This window comes from Exiguobacterium sp. EA-TM-5 (genome assembly GCF_053878415.1).
In genome coordinates this window covers 25,772-47,954 of the sequence record NZ_CM132670.1, presented here as the reverse complement: position 1 = coordinate 47,954, position 22,183 = coordinate 25,772, and the positions used below count along the sequence as shown (strand labels likewise).

The 22,183-nt window shown below is 46.6% G+C and carries 26 protein-coding genes and 1 riboswitch; of the genes, 10 read left to right on the top strand and 16 right to left on the bottom strand.

Annotated features, from left to right (window positions below):
• Positions 1–16 precede the first annotated feature (16 nt).
• Positions 17–556: a gamma carbonic anhydrase family protein gene (locus ACV3PA_RS00235; RefSeq protein WP_053452559.1), complete on the bottom strand. Its 540-nt coding sequence runs from the start codon at positions 554–556 to the stop codon at positions 17–19.
• A gap of 91 nt (positions 557–647) precedes the next feature.
• Here ACV3PA_RS00235 and ACV3PA_RS00230 point away from each other — a divergent pair, with 91 nt between their 5' ends.
• The 4 genes from ACV3PA_RS00230 (at position 648) to ACV3PA_RS00215 (ending at position 3,331) form a co-directional block, all read left to right on the top strand.
• Complete coding sequence (locus tag ACV3PA_RS00230; protein WP_456125291.1) at positions 648–1,586, top strand: NAD(P)H-dependent flavin oxidoreductase; 939 nt, start codon at positions 648–650, stop codon at positions 1,584–1,586.
• A gap of 137 nt (positions 1,587–1,723) precedes the next feature.
• The gene (locus tag ACV3PA_RS00225; protein ID WP_456125290.1) at positions 1,724–2,152 is read left to right on the top strand and encodes a DMT family transporter; all 429 of its coding nucleotides are present in this window, start codon (positions 1,724–1,726) and stop codon (positions 2,150–2,152) included.
• A gap of 15 nt (positions 2,153–2,167) precedes the next feature.
• On the top strand, positions 2,168–2,836 hold the full coding sequence (locus ACV3PA_RS00220) for a Crp/Fnr family transcriptional regulator (protein ID WP_456125289.1): 669 nt from the start codon (positions 2,168–2,170) through the stop codon (positions 2,834–2,836).
• 12 nt (positions 2,837–2,848) lie between these two features.
• Positions 2,849–3,331: a DMT family transporter gene (locus tag ACV3PA_RS00215; RefSeq protein ID WP_456125288.1), complete on the top strand. Its 483-nt coding sequence runs from the start codon at positions 2,849–2,851 to the stop codon at positions 3,329–3,331.
• A gap of 53 nt (positions 3,332–3,384) precedes the next feature.
• Here ACV3PA_RS00215 and ACV3PA_RS00210 read toward each other — a convergent pair whose 3' ends face one another.
• From ACV3PA_RS00210 to ACV3PA_RS00195, 4 genes are all read right to left on the bottom strand, one after another.
• On the bottom strand, positions 3,385–4,590 hold the full coding sequence (locus ACV3PA_RS00210) for an MFS transporter (protein ID WP_456125939.1): 1,206 nt from the start codon (positions 4,588–4,590) through the stop codon (positions 3,385–3,387).
• A gap of 29 nt (positions 4,591–4,619) precedes the next feature.
• Positions 4,620–5,216, bottom strand: a complete 597-nt coding sequence (locus tag ACV3PA_RS00205; RefSeq protein WP_456125287.1) for an ArsR family transcriptional regulator — start codon at positions 5,214–5,216, stop codon at positions 4,620–4,622.
• A 209-nt stretch (positions 5,217–5,425) separates the two neighbouring features.
• Positions 5,426–5,956: a peptide-methionine (S)-S-oxide reductase MsrA gene (gene msrA / locus ACV3PA_RS00200; protein ID WP_023467010.1), complete on the bottom strand. Its 531-nt coding sequence runs from the start codon at positions 5,954–5,956 to the stop codon at positions 5,426–5,428.
• A 94-nt stretch (positions 5,957–6,050) separates the two neighbouring features.
• Positions 6,051–6,154: riboswitch (SAM riboswitch) on the bottom strand.
• 62 nt (positions 6,155–6,216) lie between these two features.
• Positions 6,217–7,395, bottom strand: coding sequence for a M20 metallopeptidase family protein (locus ACV3PA_RS00195; RefSeq protein ID WP_456125286.1), 1,179 nt, complete (start codon positions 7,393–7,395; stop codon positions 6,217–6,219).
• 77 nt (positions 7,396–7,472) lie between these two features.
• Here ACV3PA_RS00195 and ACV3PA_RS00190 point away from each other — a divergent pair, with 77 nt between their 5' ends.
• A complete protein-coding gene (locus tag ACV3PA_RS00190; protein WP_055970186.1) occupies positions 7,473–7,766 on the top strand; it encodes a putative quinol monooxygenase in 294 nt (97 codons plus the stop codon).
• A gap of 58 nt (positions 7,767–7,824) precedes the next feature.
• On the opposite strand, the gene ACV3PA_RS00185 is transcribed toward ACV3PA_RS00190, so the two are convergent.
• On the bottom strand, positions 7,825–10,170 hold the full coding sequence (locus ACV3PA_RS00185) for an SH3 domain-containing protein (RefSeq protein ID WP_456125285.1): 2,346 nt from the start codon (positions 10,168–10,170) through the stop codon (positions 7,825–7,827).
• 148 nt (positions 10,171–10,318) lie between these two features.
• Positions 10,319–10,873, bottom strand: a complete 555-nt coding sequence (locus ACV3PA_RS00180) for a GNAT family N-acetyltransferase (protein WP_029340707.1) — start codon at positions 10,871–10,873, stop codon at positions 10,319–10,321.
• 269 nt (positions 10,874–11,142) lie between these two features.
• Here ACV3PA_RS00180 and ACV3PA_RS00175 point away from each other — a divergent pair, with 269 nt between their 5' ends.
• From ACV3PA_RS00175 to ACV3PA_RS00165, 3 genes are all read left to right on the top strand, one after another.
• Positions 11,143–11,472, top strand: coding sequence for a DMT family transporter (locus ACV3PA_RS00175; RefSeq protein ID WP_456125284.1), 330 nt, complete (start codon positions 11,143–11,145; stop codon positions 11,470–11,472).
• Positions 11,469–11,786 (top strand): DMT family transporter, encoded by a 318-nt coding sequence (locus ACV3PA_RS00170; protein ID WP_456125283.1) that lies wholly within the window; start codon positions 11,469–11,471, stop codon positions 11,784–11,786. The genes ACV3PA_RS00175 and ACV3PA_RS00170 overlap by 4 nt, the downstream gene beginning before the upstream one ends.
• A gap of 127 nt (positions 11,787–11,913) precedes the next feature.
• Positions 11,914–12,657, top strand: coding sequence for a general stress protein (locus tag ACV3PA_RS00165; RefSeq protein WP_456125282.1), 744 nt, complete (start codon positions 11,914–11,916; stop codon positions 12,655–12,657).
• Between the two features lie 123 nt (positions 12,658–12,780).
• Here ACV3PA_RS00165 and ACV3PA_RS00160 read toward each other — a convergent pair whose 3' ends face one another.
• Complete coding sequence (locus ACV3PA_RS00160; protein ID WP_456125281.1) at positions 12,781–13,596, bottom strand: aldo/keto reductase; 816 nt, start codon at positions 13,594–13,596, stop codon at positions 12,781–12,783.
• Positions 13,597–13,729: 133 nt separating this feature from the next.
• Here ACV3PA_RS00160 and ACV3PA_RS00155 point away from each other — a divergent pair, with 133 nt between their 5' ends.
• On the top strand, positions 13,730–14,758 hold the full coding sequence (locus tag ACV3PA_RS00155; RefSeq protein ID WP_456125280.1) for an iron-containing alcohol dehydrogenase family protein: 1,029 nt from the start codon (positions 13,730–13,732) through the stop codon (positions 14,756–14,758).
• 49 nt (positions 14,759–14,807) lie between these two features.
• Here ACV3PA_RS00155 and ACV3PA_RS00150 read toward each other — a convergent pair whose 3' ends face one another.
• The 8 genes from ACV3PA_RS00150 to ACV3PA_RS00115 all read right to left on the bottom strand — a co-directional run bounded on the left by ACV3PA_RS00150 (position 14,808) and on the right by ACV3PA_RS00115 (position 21,352).
• On the bottom strand, positions 14,808–15,770 hold the full coding sequence (locus tag ACV3PA_RS00150) for an EAL domain-containing protein (protein WP_456125279.1): 963 nt from the start codon (positions 15,768–15,770) through the stop codon (positions 14,808–14,810).
• A 178-nt stretch (positions 15,771–15,948) separates the two neighbouring features.
• On the bottom strand, positions 15,949–16,212 hold the full coding sequence (locus tag ACV3PA_RS00145; protein ID WP_456125278.1) for a DUF1294 domain-containing protein: 264 nt from the start codon (positions 16,210–16,212) through the stop codon (positions 15,949–15,951).
• Positions 16,213–16,230: 18 nt separating this feature from the next.
• Positions 16,231–16,968 carry a TPM domain-containing protein gene (locus ACV3PA_RS00140; RefSeq protein WP_456125277.1) on the bottom strand — a complete coding sequence of 246 codons (738 nt, stop codon included), beginning with the start codon at positions 16,966–16,968 and terminating at the stop codon, positions 16,231–16,233.
• On the bottom strand, positions 16,965–17,558 hold the full coding sequence (locus ACV3PA_RS00135) for a LemA family protein (protein WP_456125276.1): 594 nt from the start codon (positions 17,556–17,558) through the stop codon (positions 16,965–16,967). Before ACV3PA_RS00135 ends, ACV3PA_RS00140 begins: the two co-directional genes overlap by 4 nt.
• Before the next feature lie 107 nt (positions 17,559–17,665).
• Positions 17,666–18,502, bottom strand: coding sequence for an undecaprenyl-diphosphate phosphatase (locus ACV3PA_RS00130; protein ID WP_456125275.1), 837 nt, complete (start codon positions 18,500–18,502; stop codon positions 17,666–17,668).
• A 350-nt stretch (positions 18,503–18,852) separates the two neighbouring features.
• A complete protein-coding gene (locus ACV3PA_RS00125) occupies positions 18,853–19,665 on the bottom strand; it encodes a ZIP family metal transporter (RefSeq protein WP_053452579.1) in 813 nt (270 codons plus the stop codon).
• Positions 19,666–19,716: 51 nt separating this feature from the next.
• Positions 19,717–20,046 (bottom strand): YolD-like family protein, encoded by a 330-nt coding sequence (locus tag ACV3PA_RS00120; protein WP_053452580.1) that lies wholly within the window; start codon positions 20,044–20,046, stop codon positions 19,717–19,719.
• On the bottom strand, positions 20,030–21,352 hold the full coding sequence (locus ACV3PA_RS00115; RefSeq protein ID WP_456125274.1) for a Y-family DNA polymerase: 1,323 nt from the start codon (positions 21,350–21,352) through the stop codon (positions 20,030–20,032). The genes ACV3PA_RS00120 and ACV3PA_RS00115 overlap by 17 nt, the downstream gene beginning before the upstream one ends.
• A gap of 180 nt (positions 21,353–21,532) precedes the next feature.
• Here ACV3PA_RS00115 and ACV3PA_RS00110 point away from each other — a divergent pair, with 180 nt between their 5' ends.
• A complete protein-coding gene (locus ACV3PA_RS00110; RefSeq protein WP_456125273.1) occupies positions 21,533–22,171 on the top strand; it encodes a pentapeptide repeat-containing protein in 639 nt (212 codons plus the stop codon).
• Positions 22,172–22,183: the final 12 nt, after the last annotated feature.

Sequence of the window (22,183 nt, the reverse complement as noted above, 5' to 3'; positions counted from 1 at the left end):
CCGCCCCGCATTCATGTCATTCAGATGTGTTCTGTTCAGCTGATCCTGCGAGGATGTTTCGGAAGGCATATCCTTTATCGACGTAGGAATCAATCGACTCCTGAATCATCGCGAGATCCGCTTCCGTCAGTTCACGCACGACTTTACCGGGTGAGCCGATGATCAGCGAACGGGGTGGGAAGACTTTTCCTGATGGAATCAATGTGTTCGCCCCAATGATGCATTCTTCACCAATGTCTGCGTGATCAAGAACGGTCGCCCCCATTCCGACGATGGAGCGACGTCCGATTTTACAACCGTGTAAGATGGCATTATGTCCGACCGTCACTTCATCTTCGATAACGACGGGCGCCCCTTCATACAGATGGATGGTCGCATTGTCTTGGATACTGCAGCGTTTTCCGATTGTAATCGGTCCTTCGTCACCGCGTAAGACAGCGTTGAACCAGACGGTAGACTCGGAACCGATCGTGACGTCCCCAATCAGATAAGCGCCAGGAGCAATGAATACATCGGATGCTACGTTCGGATGAATCGATTGATACGGAATCTTCATAACAGAACGACCTCATTTCTAGGATAAGATGAACTACTATTCATTCCCTGTCAGTATATCATGCGGTGGGAGTCGAGAACGGAGGAAAGATATGTTTCCGATTTGTGAGCTATTCAAGATTCGTTATCCATTGATCCAAGGAGGGATGGGTAACATTAGTCATGCAGTCCTCACGGCAGCGGTGTCGAATGCCGGAGGACTCGGAACGCTCGGGTGCGGTACGTTGTCGGTCGAGGAAGTAGCGTCTCGGATTCAGGAGACACGAACCCTGACGGAGCAGCCATTTGCCTTGAACATCGCGATTCGTGTGTCTCCTTATACGGAAGCACTGATCGATCTCGCGATTGCAGAAAAGATTCCGGTCGTCTCCTTGTCGGCAGGAAATCCGGCACCATACATAGAGCGACTACAAGCTGCTGGCATCAAAACGATTGCCGTCGTCGCCTCGGTCAAACAGGCGTTGAAGGCAGAACAGGCAGGCGCTGATGTACTCGTAGCGGAAGGGGTTGAAGCGGCAGGTATCAATTCCCCGCTTGAACTGACAACACTCACATTGATTCCGCAGCTCGTTGACCGGGTCAAGATTCCGGTTCTTGCAGCGGGTGGGATTGGCGATGGGCGTGGACTGGCAGCGGTCTTATTGCTTGGTGCTGCCGGCGTCCAGCTCGGAACACGGTTGATCGCGACGGAAGATGCGAAAGTCCATCCAGCTTATAAATCGCGCTTGACGGAGGCGACAGATACCGATACACGCATCATCGGACGCTCTGTCGGGTTTGTCCGACGTGTCCTTGACGGACCTTATGTCGAACACCTCACAGCAGAGACTCCCTCTGCATTTCTCGATCAGACGAACGAGTCGTATCACATAAAGGGAGCTCTTGAAGGCGATCAGGAAAAAGGATACGTCAACGCTGGATTGGTTGCCGGTTTGATTCGTGATGTGCCAACGGTTGCCGAGTTGTTTACGCGCATGATGGCGGAAGCAGAGGAACAGTTGAAGCGGACGACTGCTCGTTTTGCGACATGAACATACAGGGATGACCCGTAAACCCGCTTGTGGAAAGCGGGTTTTTTCATGTTTTTTTGAAAATGGGACATTTGTCCTTTTCAAGTGAGGTACGAATAAGGTCTACTCTAGTGTAGAGATTAAAAGGAGGAGATGACGTGCAAGGAGTCGTGTTTGCTTTGATGAGCGGTCTGTTCATCGCCCTGCAAGGCATTTTCAATGCGCGCCTTGCGACAGGCGTCGGACCGTGGTTATCCGTATTGATCGTCCACTTTGTTGGTCTGATGGGGTGTTTAGTCATTTATAGCTTCGTACGAGATCGGAAAATCGGCGGATTCCGTCAGTTACCGTTGATTTATGCGAGCGGTGGACTGATTGGCGTGCTAGTCGTCGTAACGGAACTGACAGCAATCCAAACGCTCGGTATGACATGGGCAATGTGTTTATTACTCGTCGCGCAGATTTTATGTGCCTTTCTGATTGATTTAAAAGGATGGTTCGGTGTCTTAAAAAAACAAGGAAATCGTGGTCAATGGATTGGTGTGGGTCTCATGCTTGCAGGAGTTGCGATTTTCTCACTTGCTTAAAGGGAGGGGACGAACATGGAAACCGTCATCCAACAATATGGACTGGATACGATTTTAACGGAAGAGACGCGCGATTGGTTGCGTCAAGAAACCTTCCGAAAAGGGGAACTCCTCTGTACGACCGGTGCGATGATCGACCGGATGTACTTCATCGTCGCAGGCAAGGTCAAGATTTCTGCTGCTTCGTCAGAAGGGAAACAACGGATTTTACGATTCAAAACACCACTGACAGTGATTGGTGACGCCGAGTTCATCAATGAACGGGAAGTGTTGAATACGGTTGAGGCGGTGACCGATGTCGAGGTGTTGAGCGTGCCGTATACGATTTTACGCGAGCACAATACGACGAACGCCTTTCTACAATTTTTACTACGAACAATTACAGCGAAGTGGTATGCCGACTCGAAATCAGCGTCTCACCACGTACTCTATACGGTCGAGGAGCGATTTGCAGGCTACTTATTATCGATTGCGTCCGAAGCTAGTGACAGTTTGTTTTATCAGGAAATGCGGACGTCGAACTTACATGACGTCGCCGACTGGCTTGGGACGAGTTATCGCCATCTCAACCGGATCATTACGAAGTTGTGTGAGGAAGAAATTCTTGTTCGACGACGTGGCAAGATCATCATCGTTGATTTGGAACGGATTCGCGAGAAGGCGAACGGTAACAGCTATGAGTAAGGAGGAACGAACATGGTAATGGGCATCGTGTGTGCCGTATTGGCAGGGATGTTAATCAGTTTACAGACGGTATTGAATGCTCGGATGAGTGATGCATTCGGCGCATGGGCGACGACGACGCTAGTTTTCTTCGTCGGCTTCATCGGAGCAAGCATCACATATGTCCTGTTTCGTGGTGGAACGATCGGACAGATTCAAAACGTGTCACCACTTTACTGGTTCGGTGGACTCGTCGGTGTCGGTGTCGTCTTTTGTGTCATGCGCGGGATTCAACTGCTTGGTCCGTCCGTCGCGATCTCTGTCGTGTTGATTTCGCAGTTGAGCTTTGCCCTCGCCGTTGATACGTTCGGTTGGTTCGGTTTGCCGCAAATCGACTTATCGTTTGGTCAGCTCATCGGTCTCGCTGTTATGGTGTGTGGCATCTTCGTCTTGAAACGGTATCAAGTCGTGGCGCCGGAACAACAGGCAAAGGATCAAGTAGAACGTGTTTCATAATAATTGAATACAGAACGGAGACAGTGGAGTTCCAATACACTGTCTTTTTTGGACTAATCTTCCATTTGGATCATGCGTTTTCTGAAATAGAGCGAGAGGACAAGGATAAGAAGACCACAGTACAACATAATCGTCGTGATCGAAACGTGAAACGACAGTAGAAACGAGAGGAGGGCATAAGATAATGGAACGAGACCGTTGGACGATGCGTTGACGACACTCATGACACGTCCCATCGTCTGTTCTGCGCACTGAGACTGGATAAATGTAATGATTCGAATATTGATGATCGAAGATAGGACACCGAGTGATAAAAGGATGATTAAGTACAACCACATCTGTTGAACTTGACTAATTAAGCAGAGGAATAGACCTAAGGCGCCAATCAATCGAACCGATGAGGTAAGCCCATTTACTTTCGTCTGCGCAAAACCACTCCAGACCGCTCCTCCGAGCATTCCCATTTGATAAGCCCCTTGCATATAACTTAAATCCATCGCGTCTCCTTGTAGCACATCATGAACGAGTAGAGGAATTCCGAGTAAGAGCGGTCCGAAGAAAAAGAAATTGACGCAGATGACGAGAAAAAGTGTCTGCTTGAGTTGCTGAAAGTATAGAACGTAATGAAGCCCTTCTTTTAGTTCAGATAGAGCGGAATGCTGGAGTGCTCGCTTAGTCTTAGCCTCACGAATCCCATACGTGAAGAGGAGCGTCAGACAGAGCGTCCCGAAAATCACGAGAAAGACATGTGAGTAAGAAGAATAGCTGAGAATGACTCCGCCAAGAATTGGACCTGAAAAGAGCGCGATTTGATTTGATGTTTGAATCAAGGAGTTAGCTTTAGTAAGTTGTTCGTTTGGAACAAGTGTAGGCAGTAAAGAAGCATTCGCGGGTGAATAAAATGCATCTACACTGCCGAATAAAAAGGCGAATCCTAAGATTGTTAGCAATGTAAGCTGATCGGTATGAAGTAACATGAGAAGACAAAGAATAAAACTGATCCGCAGACTACTTGAGATGCGCATGATCGTCGAACGTTTATAGCGATCAGATAAAACGCCACCGAACAACATCAAAAAAATACGAGGTAACAAGGTAGCCATTAGGACGAGTCCGAGAAAGGATGCCTGGTTTAACGTATGGATGACATACCATTGTTCAACAAACAGATAGGTTGAGAGGGAAAAGGCGGAGCACATGCCGGATCCCCATAAAAACAAAAAGGCGCGATTTTTAAATAGGGATTGTTCCGTATTCATTTCAACATGTAGCATCATATACCTCCAGATTAGACGTCGTCGTTCTCAAACAGTGGTTTATCAATCGCAAAGGCGGTCGTCATGATGTAAAAGTGTTTTCGATCTTTTTCGTCAGGTGGAGATTGTGTAAACGCTTCTAATAAAGCACGATACTTTGTAGCAAAGCGTTGAAAGTCGGCTTCAGACATCGTAAGTTCTTTTTGGAGCGATAAGCTCATCCAGTCTTCGACGTTTGAAGACACGGGAGAAAAAGCAGTTGTCGGAGCGGTGAGGACGCGTGTTTTTGCCCGGTCCAGTACCTCAAGATACGATTGTCGGGTTGCCTCTTTCGTCTCGACGAAGTTCAGAAGATGATCAGCAGGAATGTATCCTCGAGCGATCGCTTGATAGTATTTCAATAGATTGCCACCTTGTTCTTCTGTTCGAACGAGGCGAATCAAATCATGCTTTTCAAGTTCCCGCACGTGATAGAGCACTTTTGCGCGTGATAATGTCAGTAAATGAGCTAACTGGTGTACCGTATGTGGCTGTTCGACGAGAAACATGAGGATTTTTGTTCGTAACGGATCGCTGATCACCTTTAACTGTTCATAGCTTTCTAATATATGAATCGCTTTTTGTTCCATCCAATCATCTCCTTTTTAACCGGTTAACTTTTATTAACCGTAAAACAAAATGCCCTTTTTGTAAACGATTACAAATTTATGTAAAGGTTTCTCTGAACACAAAAACTGACTCCATTGACATACTCGCTGATTCCCATCCTATAAAAGTAGGTGTGAGAACAAGCGAAATGTTTGAAGTCAGTTTCAGCTGTTTCTTCGGTTCGAGACGATTAAACCGTCGTCGTATCTTTCCATTCCTGTTCAATGAAGGCATCACGACCAGAGGCAGCACGATCTTTTTTGTAGTGTTCTGGATTTTTCTTATGGAAGTCTTGGTGGTACTCTTCCGCTGGATAAAATTCAGAAGCGGCATCGATCCGCGTTACGATTGGTTGTTTAAAACGATTACTTGCGGCAAGAGCGTCACGAGAAGCGATTGCTGCTTCATGCTGCGCATCCGTATGATAGAAGATTGCTGGCGCGTACTGCGTGCCGCGATCTTGGAATTGACCTTCTGCATCCGTCGGATCCGTTTGTGGCCAGTAGAGTTCAAGTAAACGCTCGTACGGGAACAGGCTCGGATCAAACGTGATTTGAACGACTTCAAGATGTCCTGTCGTTCCTGTTTTTACTTGCTCGTATGTCGGGTTATCGACGTGTCCGCCCATGTAACCTGATACGATTCCCTCGATTCCTGGTAATTCTTCAAATGGTGTCACCATGCACCAAAAACATCCACCTGCAAATGTTGCTTTTTCCATCTGTCTCTTCCTCTCCGTGGGAAATCCCCATTGTATGTCTGACAGCGAGAAAACGAAAACGACTCCTTCGCTTGGTTGCAAAAGGAGTCGCCGCTTTTTATCAACCAAAGCTTTCGCTTTGCTGGTCGTAGCACCTTGCTATGCGCAGGTTGCTGGGACGTCATCGATCCAGATCTCTCGGTCCACTCTTGATAAGGGTATATGAAGTTGATGTCATTCGTTATCATTGTTGTGATGATACCATTTCATAAGAAATAAAGTCAATCCTTAGGATTCAAGGCACGTAAAACGGTCGCTCCGAGTGTTTTTGCACCAATCAGTAACGCCTGTTCGTTAATCTCGTACTGCGGATGATGTTGTGGATAATTGACGCGACCGTCCGTATATCCGGAGCCGGTAAAGAAGTAACTTCCCGGGACATGCGTTAGATAATGTGCGAAGTCGTCTGCCGCCATCATCGGTGTGAGTGCTCGAACAGATGCTTCCGGTAAGAAAGAAGCGGCCTCTTGGACGAGTTTTGTCTCGTCCGGGTGATTCCAAAGCGCCGGGTAACCCGTCGTGAAGTCAATCGAATACGAAGCACCGATGCCAGCACACGTCGTTTTAGCGACAAGATCGACTTCTTGTCGAAGCTGATGCCGCAGTGTCTCGTTGAACGTGCGGATTTCGCCGACGATGCGTGCCTCACCCGTGACGATATTTGGAGCCGTTCCTGCATGGAAAGAACCAATTGCGAGAACAGCAGGCTCAAACGGATCGACCCGTCGGCTGACGAGGTGTTGTAAGTTACAAACAAGCTGCGCACCGGCGACGAGCGCATCTTTTGTTTTGTGCGGTGCTTGGGCATGCCCACCTTGACCGTGGACGATGATTTCGAATTCGTCGATGGCACATAGTGTATGTCCTTCCCGAAAACCAATCGTGCCAACGGGTAAATCATTTTCAAGATGTGTCGCAAAAATCGCATCGACCCCTTCGAGGACGCCAGCTTCAATCATTTGGATTGCGCCACCAGGGAAGACCTCTTCACCATGCTGGTGGATGATTCGAATCGTTCCTTGCAATTGAGCACGTAACGGATAAAGGGTAGCAGCAAGAGCCATCACCATTGCTGTATGACCATCGTGTCCACAAGCATGCATGACACCAGGATGAATTGACCGGAAAGCGAGTGTCGTCTCTTCTTGAAGGGGTAAGGCGTCAAAATCGGCGCGGATAGCAATCGTCGGACCAGGTTGTTTGCCTTCGATCGTCGCGACGACCCCACGACCTCCGACGGCTGTTTGATGAGGAATGCCACATTCTGCGTAAAAGGCGGCAATCCGCTCTGGTGTGCGGACTTCCTGAAAAGAAAGTTCCGGATGCCGGTGGAAATCACGGCGTAACGCGATCATTGTTGGTTCGAATTGTTCAAGTGCTTCAAAAAGTTGAGTTTGCATCTTCAAGCTCCTTTGACGTGTGTCTTTTCGTGAAAAGGGGTACAGATACAGGTAATCACGAAAGGGGATCATAAAACATGGGAGAAATCGTCGTTAACGCTGTACTTACGATCAAAGCAGGTCTCGCGGATCAAGTCTTCCCGATTCTAGAAACGGTTTATCATGCCGCACAAAAAGAAGAAGGGTGCTTGCGCTATTCCTTGCATCAATCAATCGAGGATGAGCATCAGTTCATGTTGTATGAAGTGTATCGTGACGAAGAGGCGCTCGAAGCGCATATCGCATCCGACCACTATAAAGCATACCGTGAACAGATTGAATTATACTTGATGGATCGACAAGTGACGAAATACGTCGAGATGACATTCTGACGTTTTGCGATAAGAAGAGACGAACCCGTCGAAATCGACGGATTCGTCTCTTTTTGTCTTACATTGATTTAAAGCCGAGGAAGTGCTCCTGCCAACGTGGTTCATAAATCGAGTTGATTTGAAGCTGCGAACCACCTGCATGGATGAAATGTTCGCTATCGAGCATGATTCCGATATGCGAAGGACCGTCTGTATAGGTGTTTTGGAAGAAGACGATATCTGAGCGTTTACCACTTGAGATGCTCGTCCGGCGGTTAGTGAAGAACGCACCGTACCAGTAGCCGCGAACATTCGTCCGACCACCATATTTTCCAGCCTTGTTTGTCGCGTAGTGAATCAAACCGGAACAGTCAAAACCACCGTTCACGGCATCTTGTGAACCCCATGTGTATGGTGTGCCGATATGCTGGACAGCTGCTTGGATCAATTTTTCACCACGTGTATTATTCTTTTTGACGACTCGTTTATCGGACGTAATCGTCACAGCGGATACCGGAAGATAAACAGGTGTCCAGCCTGACTGAATGACGTAGAAGTTTCCGACTCGGTGACGCGGATAAACGCGTTTGCCTTGTTCAACGAGTCCGCTGCCTTTTGGACTTGTCGGACTCGTAAAGAAGGAAGTCGTCTGTTTGACGGTATAGATTTTTGTTCGGTTGACTGATTTTTGTGTCAAACGCATATCGGGTTTACTCGTACTGATATAAGGGTTGAGGACATAGCCGGTTTGTCCACTTGCTAAACGGACCTGCCAAAAATCATCATCAATTGATTTCAGACCAATCAGCTTTGTTCCTTTTTTTAAGTAGGCAGCGGGACGACTGTAAGCGACGTCAGCGGAGAAGAGGGGAGTCTGGTCCAAATGCACATAAAACGTCGTCCCTTTTTTCGCTTTTGCTTTTGGTTTATTTAGTCCAATCCGACTCGAATCGACGAAACCAAAGATATTGTTATATTTGACACGTGTAAAATAACCGCTTTTTCCATAGATGGTGATCGATTTTCCTTTTTTCAACGTGCCGATTTTTTTACCCGACAGTTTTGCCTGTGACCGAATGACGACGTCGTCCTCTGTCACGTAACGTTGACCGGTGACGTCATACAGATCTGGTTTTTTCGTGACGAGATCACTCGTCTTGACGTAACCGTAGATCGAGCCTTTTTTTAGTCGCGTATAACTGCCACTCGTTCCGTAAATCGTTAGTTTATCAGCCCGTTTAACAGAATACATAATTTTGCTCTTCGTCGAAGCAGAAGTATAGACGGACAAGTTGCGTTTCGCGTATCGTGTCCCGGTTGATGCATAGACTTTTCCACTACCGAGATCAGCTGTTTTAACGTAGGCATGGACTCCGCGGAAAATAATTCGACTGTATACGCCACTTTTACCATAGATTGTTAATAAGGTATTTGTTTTTTGTTGATCGATGATGGAGCCGGAAGCATTCGGTGCACTATAGATCGGTGTCAGACGTTGAACATAGAGACGAGCGGTTTGTGAATAATATTTTAACGTTCCGAGATGTGCTGTTAACACGTAGGCATAATCGTCTTTTATTTTAATTCGAGTAAACATACCTTCTGTTCCATAGGTTTGAAGAGAGGTGTTGATAGAAAGTGATTGCACAACTCTTCCTTTTGTCGTTGCTGTCGAATAGGCTGTTGTCTGTTGCTGAACGTAACGCAGTCCACTTTCAGGATGAATTATGTCTATTAAGTCAGCAGTTAGAATAAAAGCATAACCAGTTGTTGTCTCGACGCGTGTAAAGTTACCTGTTGAGCCGTATGTCTTGAAGGCTTGATTTAGAGTGATAGGTGTATTTTTACTTGTAGTACTTGGTTCCATAAAAAGAGTTGTTGCGCGTTTTGCATAAGATGTGCCAGTCGCTTTTGGGAGTGTTTCCAATTGATTCGTCGGGACATAAACATAGCGATCATTCCATTTCAGGCGAGTAAACTGTTCGAATGTGCCGTATGTATCAACCCGTTGATAGGCGGGAAATGTCGAAACGACTGTAGAGTCCATAGGAGAAGCGACAAGAGAGAGTAGACTGTTTGATACGAAAGTCTCTTGTTTTTGAAAGACAGGTGCTTCTTTTGCCAAAGCAGAGGTAACGATGTAGGCTGTTCCGTTTTGCCAGCTGATGCGTGTAAAGTCACCATCCGTTCCCAATGTTTCAACCGTAGTGCCTGCTGGTAACTGTTGAATGATTGCTGTAGAGTCGGCAGCTTGTAATAGCGCTGTATCCTGTTGCAAATAAGCTGTTCCAATTGTCTCTGTGACCGTTTGCGTTTCTGCTGTCATCTGAGCAGGAGGTGATTCGGCGAGAGCGGGTGCAGGTAAAACCGAGCTCAACATCAACGTCGCTGCAAGTCCTGCAACATGAGCAGTCCATTTTTTCATCAAGAGGTTCACTCCAATTCTTAAAAATTGTCATTATGAATAGTGTAGCATGCGCTTGTTTAAAAATTGATAAAAATCAAAAAAATGGGAGGATTAGGATTAGTCATAAAAAAACGATGTGCCTCGGCACATCGTTTGAAGTCATGTATTAGTTATCTTCTTCGTGATCGACTTGCCATTCCCAATCGAGCATGCCGTAAATCAAGGAATCCCGCCAATGGTCTTCGAGGTAGACCGTTTCGCGAAGCTGCCCTTCCTTCGTCATGCCGACTTTTTGCAACACGCGTTCGGAAGCGACGTTGCGTGGGTCACACGTTGCTGTGATCCGGTGTAATTCTAATTTTTCAAAACCGAATTGGAGCAGGAAGGAGGCAATTGAAGTCGCGTATCCATTCCCCCATTCATCTGGTGAGAGGACGTATCCGATTTCAGCAATTTTATTTTCAACGTCTGTGATGACGAGTTCACCAGCACCGATGACGACGTCACTTGGGAACGTCACGGCAAAAACGTACCGGCGTCTTGGTGTCTCGAGTTCACTTTCAAGCGCATCATGTAAGAATTGTTTCGTATCGGTTTCGGAATTCGGTCCCCATGACTGGAACTGACTGACGATGGGTTGTGATGCATAGGCGTGAACGGCTTCTACATCTTCTGGTGTAAAACGACGAATTCGAAGTTGATCATTGATTTTATAACGCATGCAGCATCCTCCTCTTTCAGATGAAGTCACTTTGATACTATTAGACAAATCGGGAACGAATTCCTGTTTGACACGAGAAAAAGGGCGTGCTAGGGTGGGTGTATCGAATGGAATAGGAAGTATCCTCTAGGGTTCCGTACGGCTGGACCGAGGGAGGAACATGGGCATTTGTCCATGCAACGGAGGGATAAAAGCCCGGGAGTAAAGCGAATCGTTTCGCTTGCTCCCGGGCTTTTTCATTTGAATTTATCTATCAGGAGGCAATTACTATGGCAAAGTATTGGATTGGAATTATCGTCGCGGCTTGTTTTGAAGTCGGCTGGGTCATCGGCTTAAAACATGCAGCAACACCACTCGAGTGGGGAGCGACAATCATCTGTATCATCGTCAGTTTTACAGTCCTGATTAAAGCGAGTAATCATTTACCAGTCGGAACGGTCTATGCCGTCTTTGTTGGTCTAGGAACAGCAGGAACGGTCGTGACGGACATCGTCTTGTTCGGTCAAGCAGCTTCCATAACAAAGTTAGCATTGATTGCCGTCTTGCTCGTCGGCGTCATCGGACTAAAGTTAGTCAGTGGAGAGGAGAAATCAGCATGAGCTGGATTTATTTAATCATTGCCGGGATCTTTGAAATGTTTGGCGTCGTGTTGATCAATACGTTCAATCAGAATAAGAATGCAAAGAATCTACTGTTGATGGGAACAGGATTCGGTCTTAGTTTTTTATTTTTGACGCTGGCGATGAATGACTTACCGATGGGAACGGCGTATGCGGTATGGACAGGAATTGGAGCAGCCGGTGGTGCGATTCTGAGCATGGTGCTCTATAACGAATCAAAAGACTGGAAACGGCTCGTCTGTATCGGTCTCGTTTTAAGTGCGACAATCGGGTTGAAACTCGTTGGGGAATGATCGTTTCATGTCAAACAGATGACGTTTTAACGGAACGCATGTTTTTTGGCATATTTTAACGCAAAAGAGGAAATACTCCTTATAGAAGTGACGCATGACAAATCGTGTCGATAAGGGGAGAACATCCATGAAAACGAAACAATATGTCGGAACATTCTATTCAGAAGAAGAACTGATCTCGAAAATGGACGAACTACACATTCAAGGACACCGAGAGGAAGACTTCTACGTCATCGTTAAGGAAAAATCAAACATCGCACTCGTCCGTAGCCAGATGGATGCAGAAATCGCGACGACGAAACCCTCTTGGATTGATCGAATCCGTGGAAATAAAGGACGCGACCAAGAGGTTGATGATTTATTCGGATCACTTGATTTACCAGACAATGAAATCGAGCAACGGAAAACGGAAGTTGAAGGTGGGGGCTTCGTGCTTTTACTTGAAGTCCAAGACATCCAATTCGATCCACATTTAAATACAGACAATACACATCCTGACGTTAAGGTGCGTTATGGTAGTGGCGAAGAGACGCATACGTCATCGGATACGAATTCAAACGCACAGCTCGGCTCAGGCAATCCACTTGATGTCGATAAGGATTCAAAAGAAGAGCATGCAGAGATTGATCTACATCGTGCCGGTACCGATAAAATGCCGCAAGATGAGCAGGCCATCGATCATTCGAAAAAGCTCGATGGTAACCGTGAACCGGATATCGCGATGCGTCGGGATGATGATTTCCGACGCCCAGAAACAGAGCGCGAGGAAAAGGGCCATGATGCAACGCAGGATGGTGAAGAGCACCGCCAATCGAAACATCAATCGGATGATATTGCTAAGCAAGATCACGGCAACAATCTAGATCGATAATTAATAAAATGGATGGGCTAAAGGCATACCGATCCATTGAAAAAAGAAGATACTTTTCGGATCAAATCCGAAAAGTATCTTCTTTTTGGTATGGAATATTAACCGAGAACAGTCATCCTATGATCATTTTTCATCCGGATTCGATCCTGTTCGCACGTTAGCGTTCAATTGATCGATAGCTTGCATATCCGTGTCTGACAAGGTGAAATCAAACACATCTAGGTTTTCACGAATGCGGCTTGGCGTGACAGATTTCGGAATCGCAACGATGTCGTGTTGCAAGTGCCAACGGAGAACGACTTGAGCTGAAGTTTTCTGATGACGATTGGCGATATCAACAATGACCGGGTGCGTCAACGCGTCGCGTCCTTTCATCAACGGACTCCATGCTTCAACGACGATGCCATGCTCACGGCAAAAGTCTCGGATTGTTTCTTGACTAAGAAACGGGTGGAGTTCGATCTGATTGACAGCAGGAACGATTGATCCTTCGGCTAAAATTCGTTCTAGGTGAGGAATGTGGAAATTTGAGACACCGATGGCACGTGTCTTTCCTTCTGCATAGAGATGCTCAAGCGCCCGCCATGTATCGACATAACGATCTTCTTTTGGCATCGGCCAATGAATCAGATACAAATCGACGTAATCGACGCCAAGCTTTTGTAGACTCGTTTCAAAAGCGGCAAGTGTTTCGTCGTAGCCCTGATCGGAATTCCAGACCTTTGTCGTCAGGAAAATTTCTTCACGGGGAATGCCGGAGTCACGCAGAGCACGACCGACACCTTCTTCGTTTTCGTAAATCATTGCCGTATCGATCGAACGATATCCGGCACGGAGTGCTTCACTGACAGCTTCGTATACTTCTGCTTCTGGTACTTTAAAGACACCATATCCGAGTTGGGGCATGCTGATACCGTTATTTAACGTGATCTGTTGCATCGATTCATCGACTCCTTTTTTAGTGAATGATTCTCTTTTCTAGTGTACGCGCTCCTCCTTCAAAAATCGAATGATTGCCGAATCAACTTCTTTTGCGTATACTGAGCGATAACAAATATTGGGAGGCGATTCCGTGATTCGACAAGCCGTTTTACAATACATACATGAAGAAAATGCACTCGACCAACTGGAACAGATCATAGGTAACCGATTAGCAGTTCTGATTCATGGACGTCAAGCCTATGAAGCAGCAGCGTTTGCTTTACCTGATGTCCCTCACTTTTTATTTGAAGGACATTGTACAGATCAACAGGTGGAAGCTTTCAAACAGTCATGTGCACCATACGATGTGATTCTCGCTCTTGGAGGAGGGAGTGTCATCGATACGGCAAAACAGGTTGCGTTTCAATTACAACTTCCGATTATTGTCATTCCGACGATCGTCTCGAACTGTGCTCCTTGGACTCCGCTCAGTGTCATGTATGATGAACGGGGACAGTATATCCGTTTTGATACATTCCCGGTCGTGATTGAAGCACTTTTGCTCGATCATCGGATTCTCGCTGCCAGTCCGTATGATTACTTTGTCGCTGGACTTGTCGATACATTAGCGAAGTGGTATGAAGCACGTGCCTTGAGCGGATCTTCGGCAGAAGATCCCATCATCGAGACGGCACTGCGAACGGCTGAACGTTGCAAGGATCTCATCTTATCGACGGATGTGTCGGAAACGCGCTTTCGTGAATATCCAGCTGACATTCAACATCTCGTCGAAACGGTCATTCCGTTAGCTGGGAGCATTGGTGGTTTTGGTGACGCGGCAACACGAGGCGCAATCGGACATGCTGTGCATAATGCGTTGTCTCCTTATCAGGAAACGCATTCATTCTTACACAGCAGTAAGGTCGGGTATGGATTGCTTGTTCAAGAGATGCTACTCGGGAACGATGCCGATTATACAGAACTACATCAGTATCTCCTGCAACAACAACAACCGACATCACTCGCTGATTTTGATGTCTCACTCGAGTTCGTCGAAGCACTTGCTTTACGAACATCGACGGAGGAACTGTGCCGTCTACTACGTCCGGTAGTATCAGCAGACCAACTCGTCGACGCGATTATGCGTAACGAAACAACTTCGATTTCGGCGACTTCTTAACACAAAAATACGCACATGTTCCGAATCAGACGGTAACATGTGCGTATTTTTATTGTGCTTTCGCAAAACGAGCATACGGCGCAGGGCGACCAAGCAAGTATCCTTGACCGAGATCGAAGCCGAGTTCGCGGCAAAGATCGAGTTCTTCTTGCCGTTCGATTCCTTCTGCTAAGATTTGAATTCCCATTTCTCGTGTCAGATGACGAGCTTTCCGTAAAAAGGCTTCGTTATCAGCATTCGTATCGCAATGGTCGATGAAGGAACGGTCGATCTTAATATAATCCGGTTGAAGTAAAGACAACATATCGAGTGTTGAGAAGCCAGCACCGACATCATCAAGCGCGACTTGAATACCTTGTTTTTTATATTGTTCAAAGACGTGCTTCAAATGATTGACGTCTTCGATTTTCTCCGTCTCAACGACTTCGAAGACGAGACGACTCGGGTCAACGTGATAACGTTCAACGATCTCAAATGTATGACGCAGGCAATACTCCGGATTGTAGATTGTCGAAGGAAGGAAGTTGATGAACGTCTTTGACGTACCCCCGATATGGTGTGTTGCGCGAATCGCTTCTTCACGTGCGCGTTGATCAAGTCGAGAATGTAGTCCCATTTTGGATGCTGTCGAAAATAGGACACCAGGTGAGATAGGGGTATTGTCATCTGCTGCGCGTAGTAGTGCTTCGTTCGCAACGAGAAGATTCTGCTGAATATCATAAATCGGTTGCAGGTGACTTGTCATGACACCATGCTGTATGAAATCGATTGCTGACCGATGCTTTAATTGTTCTAGAAGCGCTGAAGCCAAAATAGGTGCTGTTACATAACGCGATTGTGTGGCGCGACAAGACACAGGATAATCCGCTACACGTAAAAGCGATGTCAATAACTGCTCGAGTTGTTCGAATGATTGATAGGAATAGATTTCTGGTGTTGGTGATTGAATATGGAGTGCTCCCGCTTCAACGAAACGGATTGATGTCGTACATTCGGCGCAAGGATGCCACATAAAGGGATGTCCACCTCTCAGTACATCAAAAAAGATGTATTTATTAAATTGGTTAAATTCTTTACCCTGAATAAAAAAGAAATCAAACCTCTTTTTCATAATCATTGACCTCATACGAAAAAGAGAAGAAATGACGGACACGATTCCGTACATTCTCTTCTCTATCGGTTACTTTATTTTATTGTGAAGTGTAAAAAATCCAAAAAGCGAGATGCAAGATTGCTGCAAGTGGTACTAGCCATTGGAACTTCGCTTTACGTGTCTTATGCCGAACAGAGTACATGCCGATCCAAGAACCGAACGCACCGCCGAGAAAAGCAATCATCAATAATGTTGCTTCCGGTGTCCGGTAAGCACGTTGTCTCGCCCGGCGTTTATCCTGCCACATCGAGCCAAATCCGATGAGGGTCAGGAGGATGTAATATCCTAAAATGATCCTCATGAAAAAATAACTCCTTTTCTACCGTTCGGCACCACCGCCGCCGGAACTTCCGCCGCCACCACGACTACCACCGTTCCCACCGCCACCACGCATGATTGCGGAGAAGATATTCAAAATGGCAAAGAAGAACATACCGCCAGTGAACTTCATATCGAGGAACAACAAGATCAATAGGGCGGCACCAATCAGTACCTTCGTCCAAAGCGGAAGCCCATCATCATTTTGTTTTTTCGGTGGATCTTGTGACTCGAGCGATTGATCCTTTGAAATGACGCTGACGACAGCTTTATACGTTTCGGACGCTGCTTTTCCATATTCACCGTTTTCTTTGTAAGGAACAGCGTATTGATCGAGGATACGTCCCGCCGTGATATCCGTCAAGATTCCTTCGAGTTTATAACCGACTTCGATGCGAAACTGTCGATCTTTTTCGTTTGGAGCGACGACGACAAGTACTCCATTGTCTTTTCCTTTTTGACCGATTCCTTGTTGTCTGAATGTTTCGTTGGCGTAAGAACTTAAGTCTTTTCCTTTTAAGTCGGGAACCGTCTTGAGGACGACCTGTGCGGTCGTATATTGTTCGAGTTCCTGACCGAGTTGCGCGAGTTCGGCTTCTTCCGATGGTGTGAGCAGCCGAGCATCATCTTGAATAAAAAAGGCTGCTCCCGTCCGTTCTGAAACGGCACTAGCTGTTGGAACGAAGAGGAAGAAGACGAGGAACGCGCTCAACAGAAGTCGCGTCCACCGCCGAATCATTTCGAATCACTGTTAAAGTCGACTGTCGGGTTTTCCCGGTCGCTGTCTGAAATTTCGTAATACGGTTTTTTCTCAAATCCGAATGCGGATGCGTAGAGTGCTGTTGGGAAGCTCCGACGTTTTTTGTTGTAGAGTGTCACAGCATCATTGTAATCCTTGCGGGCGATTCCGAGACGATTTTCAGTTCCTTCAAGTGTGTCCATCAACGATTGGAATCGTTCACTTGATTTTAGTTCCGGATACGTCGTCTGTAAGGCAATCAATCCGCGAAGCGAAGACGTGACTTGCTGATCGGCTTCGATTCGTTGTTCGGTTGACGCAGCACGCGCAAGACCCGCTTGGGCTTCAGCGACTTTACCATATACTTTTTCTTCTTGACCTGCGACACCTTTGACGGTTTCAACGAGATTCGGAATCAAATCCGCACGACGCTTGATTTGATTGTCGACTTGCGACCATTTATTCGATACATCTTCTTCTACGTTGACGAGGCTATTGTATTGTCCGATTGCTAAAAAGGCAATCACGGCAACAACAACGACTCCGATGATTAATGGGAGTTTTGATTTACTCCGACTTCTGCGTGCCATGTGGCATTCACTCCTTTAGGTATGTCTCATCCCTATATACCCTTAAGCGACTGAATTAGTTTCAAAAATTTAAAAATCACCAGCTAAAATAGCTGGCGATTGGATGATTACATGTAGACGATGACAGCCAAGACAGCTGCTAAGACAAGACGATAGATTGCGAATGGAACGAGTTTGATTTTGTTGATCAGCTTCAGGAAGAAGCGGATCGATAAGAGGGCAAACACGAACGACGCGACAAAACCGACTGCATAAAAACCGAAGTCACCCGGATTGATGTTGTCCCAGTTCTTGACGAGCGAGAGAAAACTTGCGCCGAACATGATCGGTACGGCCATGATGAACGTAAAGTCCGCTGCCGTCCGGTGATTCATCCCGAGGAATACCCCCCCAGAAATCGTTGAACCAGAACGGGAGAAACCAGGCCAAAGTGAAATACATTGGAACAGACCGACGAGTGCTGCTTGGCGATATGTAATCTGATCAAGCGATGTCGTTTTCGGTTCCTTTGGTCCGAGTTTATCGGCTGCGATCATCAAGAGTGCACCGACGGCAAGACCGATGATGACCGTTTCGATTGAAAAAAGATTCTCGTCGATGAAGTCTTCAAACAATAATCCAAGAACAGCGGCAGGCAGAAGACCAATCAAGACGTGACGTAGTTTAAGTTTATGTGTTCCTGTCGCATCATGTTCTCCTTCAATCTTATACAAACCGATTAGGCTGAATAATCGTTTCCAGAAAACGACGATGACGGCAAGAATCGATCCGAGCTGGATGACGATCTTAAAGGTATTCGCGGAATATTTACCGAGAAAGTCCGTTGTTTGTAACCACATGTCATCAACGATGATCATATGACCCGTTGAAGAAACCGGTGCAAACTCCGTCATACCCTCGACGAAACCGAGTAAGAGCGCTTTTAAAAGTTCAATGATATGCATGGTAATCTCCTTCTATAATGATGTGCTATGTAAAAACATATCATGTTTTATTCTTACGAGATAGAACTAATCGGAATATCGGGCGCAGGTCTGAGAGGATACGATGTGCTCCAAACGAAACCTGATACTTGGATTCGTTCAAATAAGATTGAGCATCAATCTCCATTTCATAGGACAGTATTAGGACATTCGGTCATCGCCATTGATATTAAGATAGCATGATCGAAAAGAAAATCCTTCTGCTGTTACACAAGGTCAGAAAAACTTCAAACCAATAATGGATTCGTAAATATAAAAAGAGAAAAAACGAGCAATAGACGATTGCGTCCACTACTCGTTTCGTAACTCGTTCATCCTAAAGCGACATCGAGGATCATCATGACGGTAAAACCGACCATCAGACCAAGCGTTGCTAAATCAGATCCGTTCTCTGCTTGTGATTCTGGAATCAATTCTTCGACGACGACAAAAATCATTGCTCCAGCAGCAAACGATAACGCATACGGCAGAAGCGGTTGAACGAAGAAGACGGCAGCCGCTCCGATCATCGCGGCAATCGGTTCAACGATTGCTGACAATTGCCCGTAATGGAAGGCACGACGGCGAGACATGCCTTCACCACGTAGTGGAATCGATAATGCCGCCCCTTCCGGCATATTTTGAATTCCGATACCGAGTGCGAGTGTCAACGCACCAGCGACGGTCGCTCCGTCCATGTTTAAGGCAGCGGCACCAAAAGCGACTCCGATCGCAAGACCTTCCGGGATATTATGCAACGTGATTGCAAGAAACAGTAACGTCGTTTTCTTGAGTCCTGTCGAAGGACCTTCAGCTGTTTCGAGTGGTGCGGATAAGTGCAAATGCGGTGTAACGAAGTCAAGCAAACGAACGAAAAAACCACCAGCGAGGAATCCGATTGCAGCCGGAATCCAAGCAATTCCACCGTCTTGCTCCGTGAACTCGATGGCTGGAGCGAGCAGAGACCAGAATGACGCGGCAATCATGACACCAGCTGCAAAACCGAGCATCATGTTCATGACACGTTTCTCAATCGTCGTAAAGACGAAGACGAGCGCCGCACCAAGTGCGGTTAATCCCCAGGTCATCATACCAGCAAGCAAGGCTTGCACGACGACGGGGAGAGAAGTAAACCAATCCAACATGACTATTCCTTCTTTCCAGGCACGATTTGAAACGACTATCTGTATGAGAGCTTACCCGTTTTCGATTCGGACGATTCGTGTAAAAGGTATTTCTACTATTTCACGACTGCGTAAAAAGAGAACGGAACGTTCAGGCTCTAGCCGTTCCACAAAACCGACGACCGTCACGTAGCTACTTTCCTTATAATACGTGATTTCGAGTTCGTTTCCTTCTATTAAAGCTTCTTGAAGTAGAAAGTGCCAGGATTCTTGCAGCTGTTCATCGATTTCAGGTAAGTCGAGTTGGTGCATCTGGATATAGTACTCTCGTAATAGTTGTAAGTGCTCGGGCATCAGAAACGGAATCCATTTTAAATTTCCTCGATCACGATACGCTGTCATGGAGATCACCTCCTGGATGACCGCCAACGAAACGGAGACGGCGTTTGGCGACACTCGTATCGAGAAATGAAACAGCGAGGCGAATCGTTCCTTTCCCGTAGCGGAGATTGACGATATCCATTGCTTTTAATAAACGCCGCCGCTTCCAGTTGCGCGTATTGTCTTCAAACAGTGAGAGCTGTAAAGTACCTTGATCAGCAGTCAAGTGACCGAGCGAGACGGAAAGGAAACGAACAGGTTCCCCATCGAGCCAGTTCGGTTCGAACAACTGTAAGACGTGTCGAAGAATGATCCGTTCATCCGATGTCGGATAAGGAAGTCGGACTTGGCGCGAGAAGCCGCTTCGAACGACGTTTCGGGAATAGCGAACACCAATATGGACGGTCCAGCCGACTTGATTGGAAAAGCGACAACGTGCAGCAACATCCTGAACGAGTTCGTTGAGGACGTTTCGAATCCGTTCGAATTGATAATAGTCCTGCATCAAGGTCATACCATGTCCAATCGTCCGTTGAGGAGCTTTCTCAAACAGGTGACGAGGAGGAAGAAGTGTCGGTGAAGCGTCAAGCCCCCAAGCATGGTGCCACAGTTCAGCGCCAATGATCCCGAATCGCTTGTGTAACTCTTCGACCGGACGCATCGCGAGATCACCAATCGTCTCGATGCCCATCATCTGCAGGTGTTGCTCCATTCGATGTCCGACGCCCCACATCTTCCGAATCGGAAAATCATGCAAGCGTCGCGCGATATCAGCATAACCACACTGAGCGATACCTGCTTTTTTCCCGATTAGATCCAAGGTCAGTTTCGCGATGACATTATTCGGTCCGATTCCGATACGAACGTGAATGCCAGTCTGTTTCAGAATCGCTTCTTGAATCCGACGAGCAGCTTGAAAATCAGAACCGAAAAGGCGATCAGTTCCTGTCATATCAATGAAGTTCTCATCGATAGAGTAGACACGAATCGCTTCCGGTGGAGCAAATTGATGGAGGATATCAAGGACACGGATCGACGTCTTCATATAAGCGAGCATACGTGGTTCGACGAGTTGAATCGTGCGACGAACGGCATACGGCAATTGCTCAATTTCATATAGGCGTCCGGCTGTTTTGATTCCAAGGGCTTTGAGAGCAGGAGTAGCAGCGAGAATGACAGACCCGCTTCGTTTTAAATCGGAGACGACCGCCAGACGTGTCGTCAAAGGAGGGAGATTACGATACTGACATTCGCAACTGGCGTAAAAAGAGACACTGTCGACGCAAAAAATTCGTTTATCTTGTGGTAAAACGACGGAAGGAAACATTTGAATCACTCCTTTACATAGAAAAAGAACGTATGTTCTTATTTTGATTTTCCTTGACTATAGCATGGTCTCAAAGTGTCTCAAAATAAAAACTGTTGACAAGAGGGAGAATTCGAACGTTTTATTCCCATGTAAGAGGAGTTTGATACACTAAGGGAGAGAAAAAAGGGGGAACCTTCATTGAAAGAGACGATTATCCGTTTACCAGAATTACCGAAGACACTTCAGCCAGAGACGTTCGATCAAGTCGAAATCGATGACCCGTATTTGAAAGGGACGCGTTATGAAAAAGAGTCGATGCCGAGTGAACTGACAGAACGCGTCGATGCTTATCAAGTCTGTTTTCAAAATGTCTCGTTCGCAAATCTCACCTTTGATCGTGGTTCGTTCGAAGACGTTCGGTTCGAGCAGTGCGATTTAACAGGATGTCACTTCCAAGAAACACGTTTTCATCGCGTGTCCTTTGTCGGATGCCGGATGACAGGGATACAATTTGAAGATTGTACGTTGGATCATCTGACGATTCAGGAAGGACTTGCGGATTACGCACAGTTCATTCGCAGTACGGTCCGCCATCAACGCTGGACCGAAACGACGATGAAGGAAGCGCAGTTTTTCGAAGTGAAGGCGATGAATTGGAAACTCGACACCGTCCGACTCCAGGATAGTCAATGGATTGAAACGCCGTTAAAAGGTCTCGATTTTCGGCAGGCGGAACTGTCAGGGATCACTGTCGATCCACGCTTTTTACCGGGTGCTGTGATTACAGAAGAGCAGGCGGTCGCCTTTGCTCGATTATTAGGTCTCGTCATTCCATAACAAAAGAAGTCC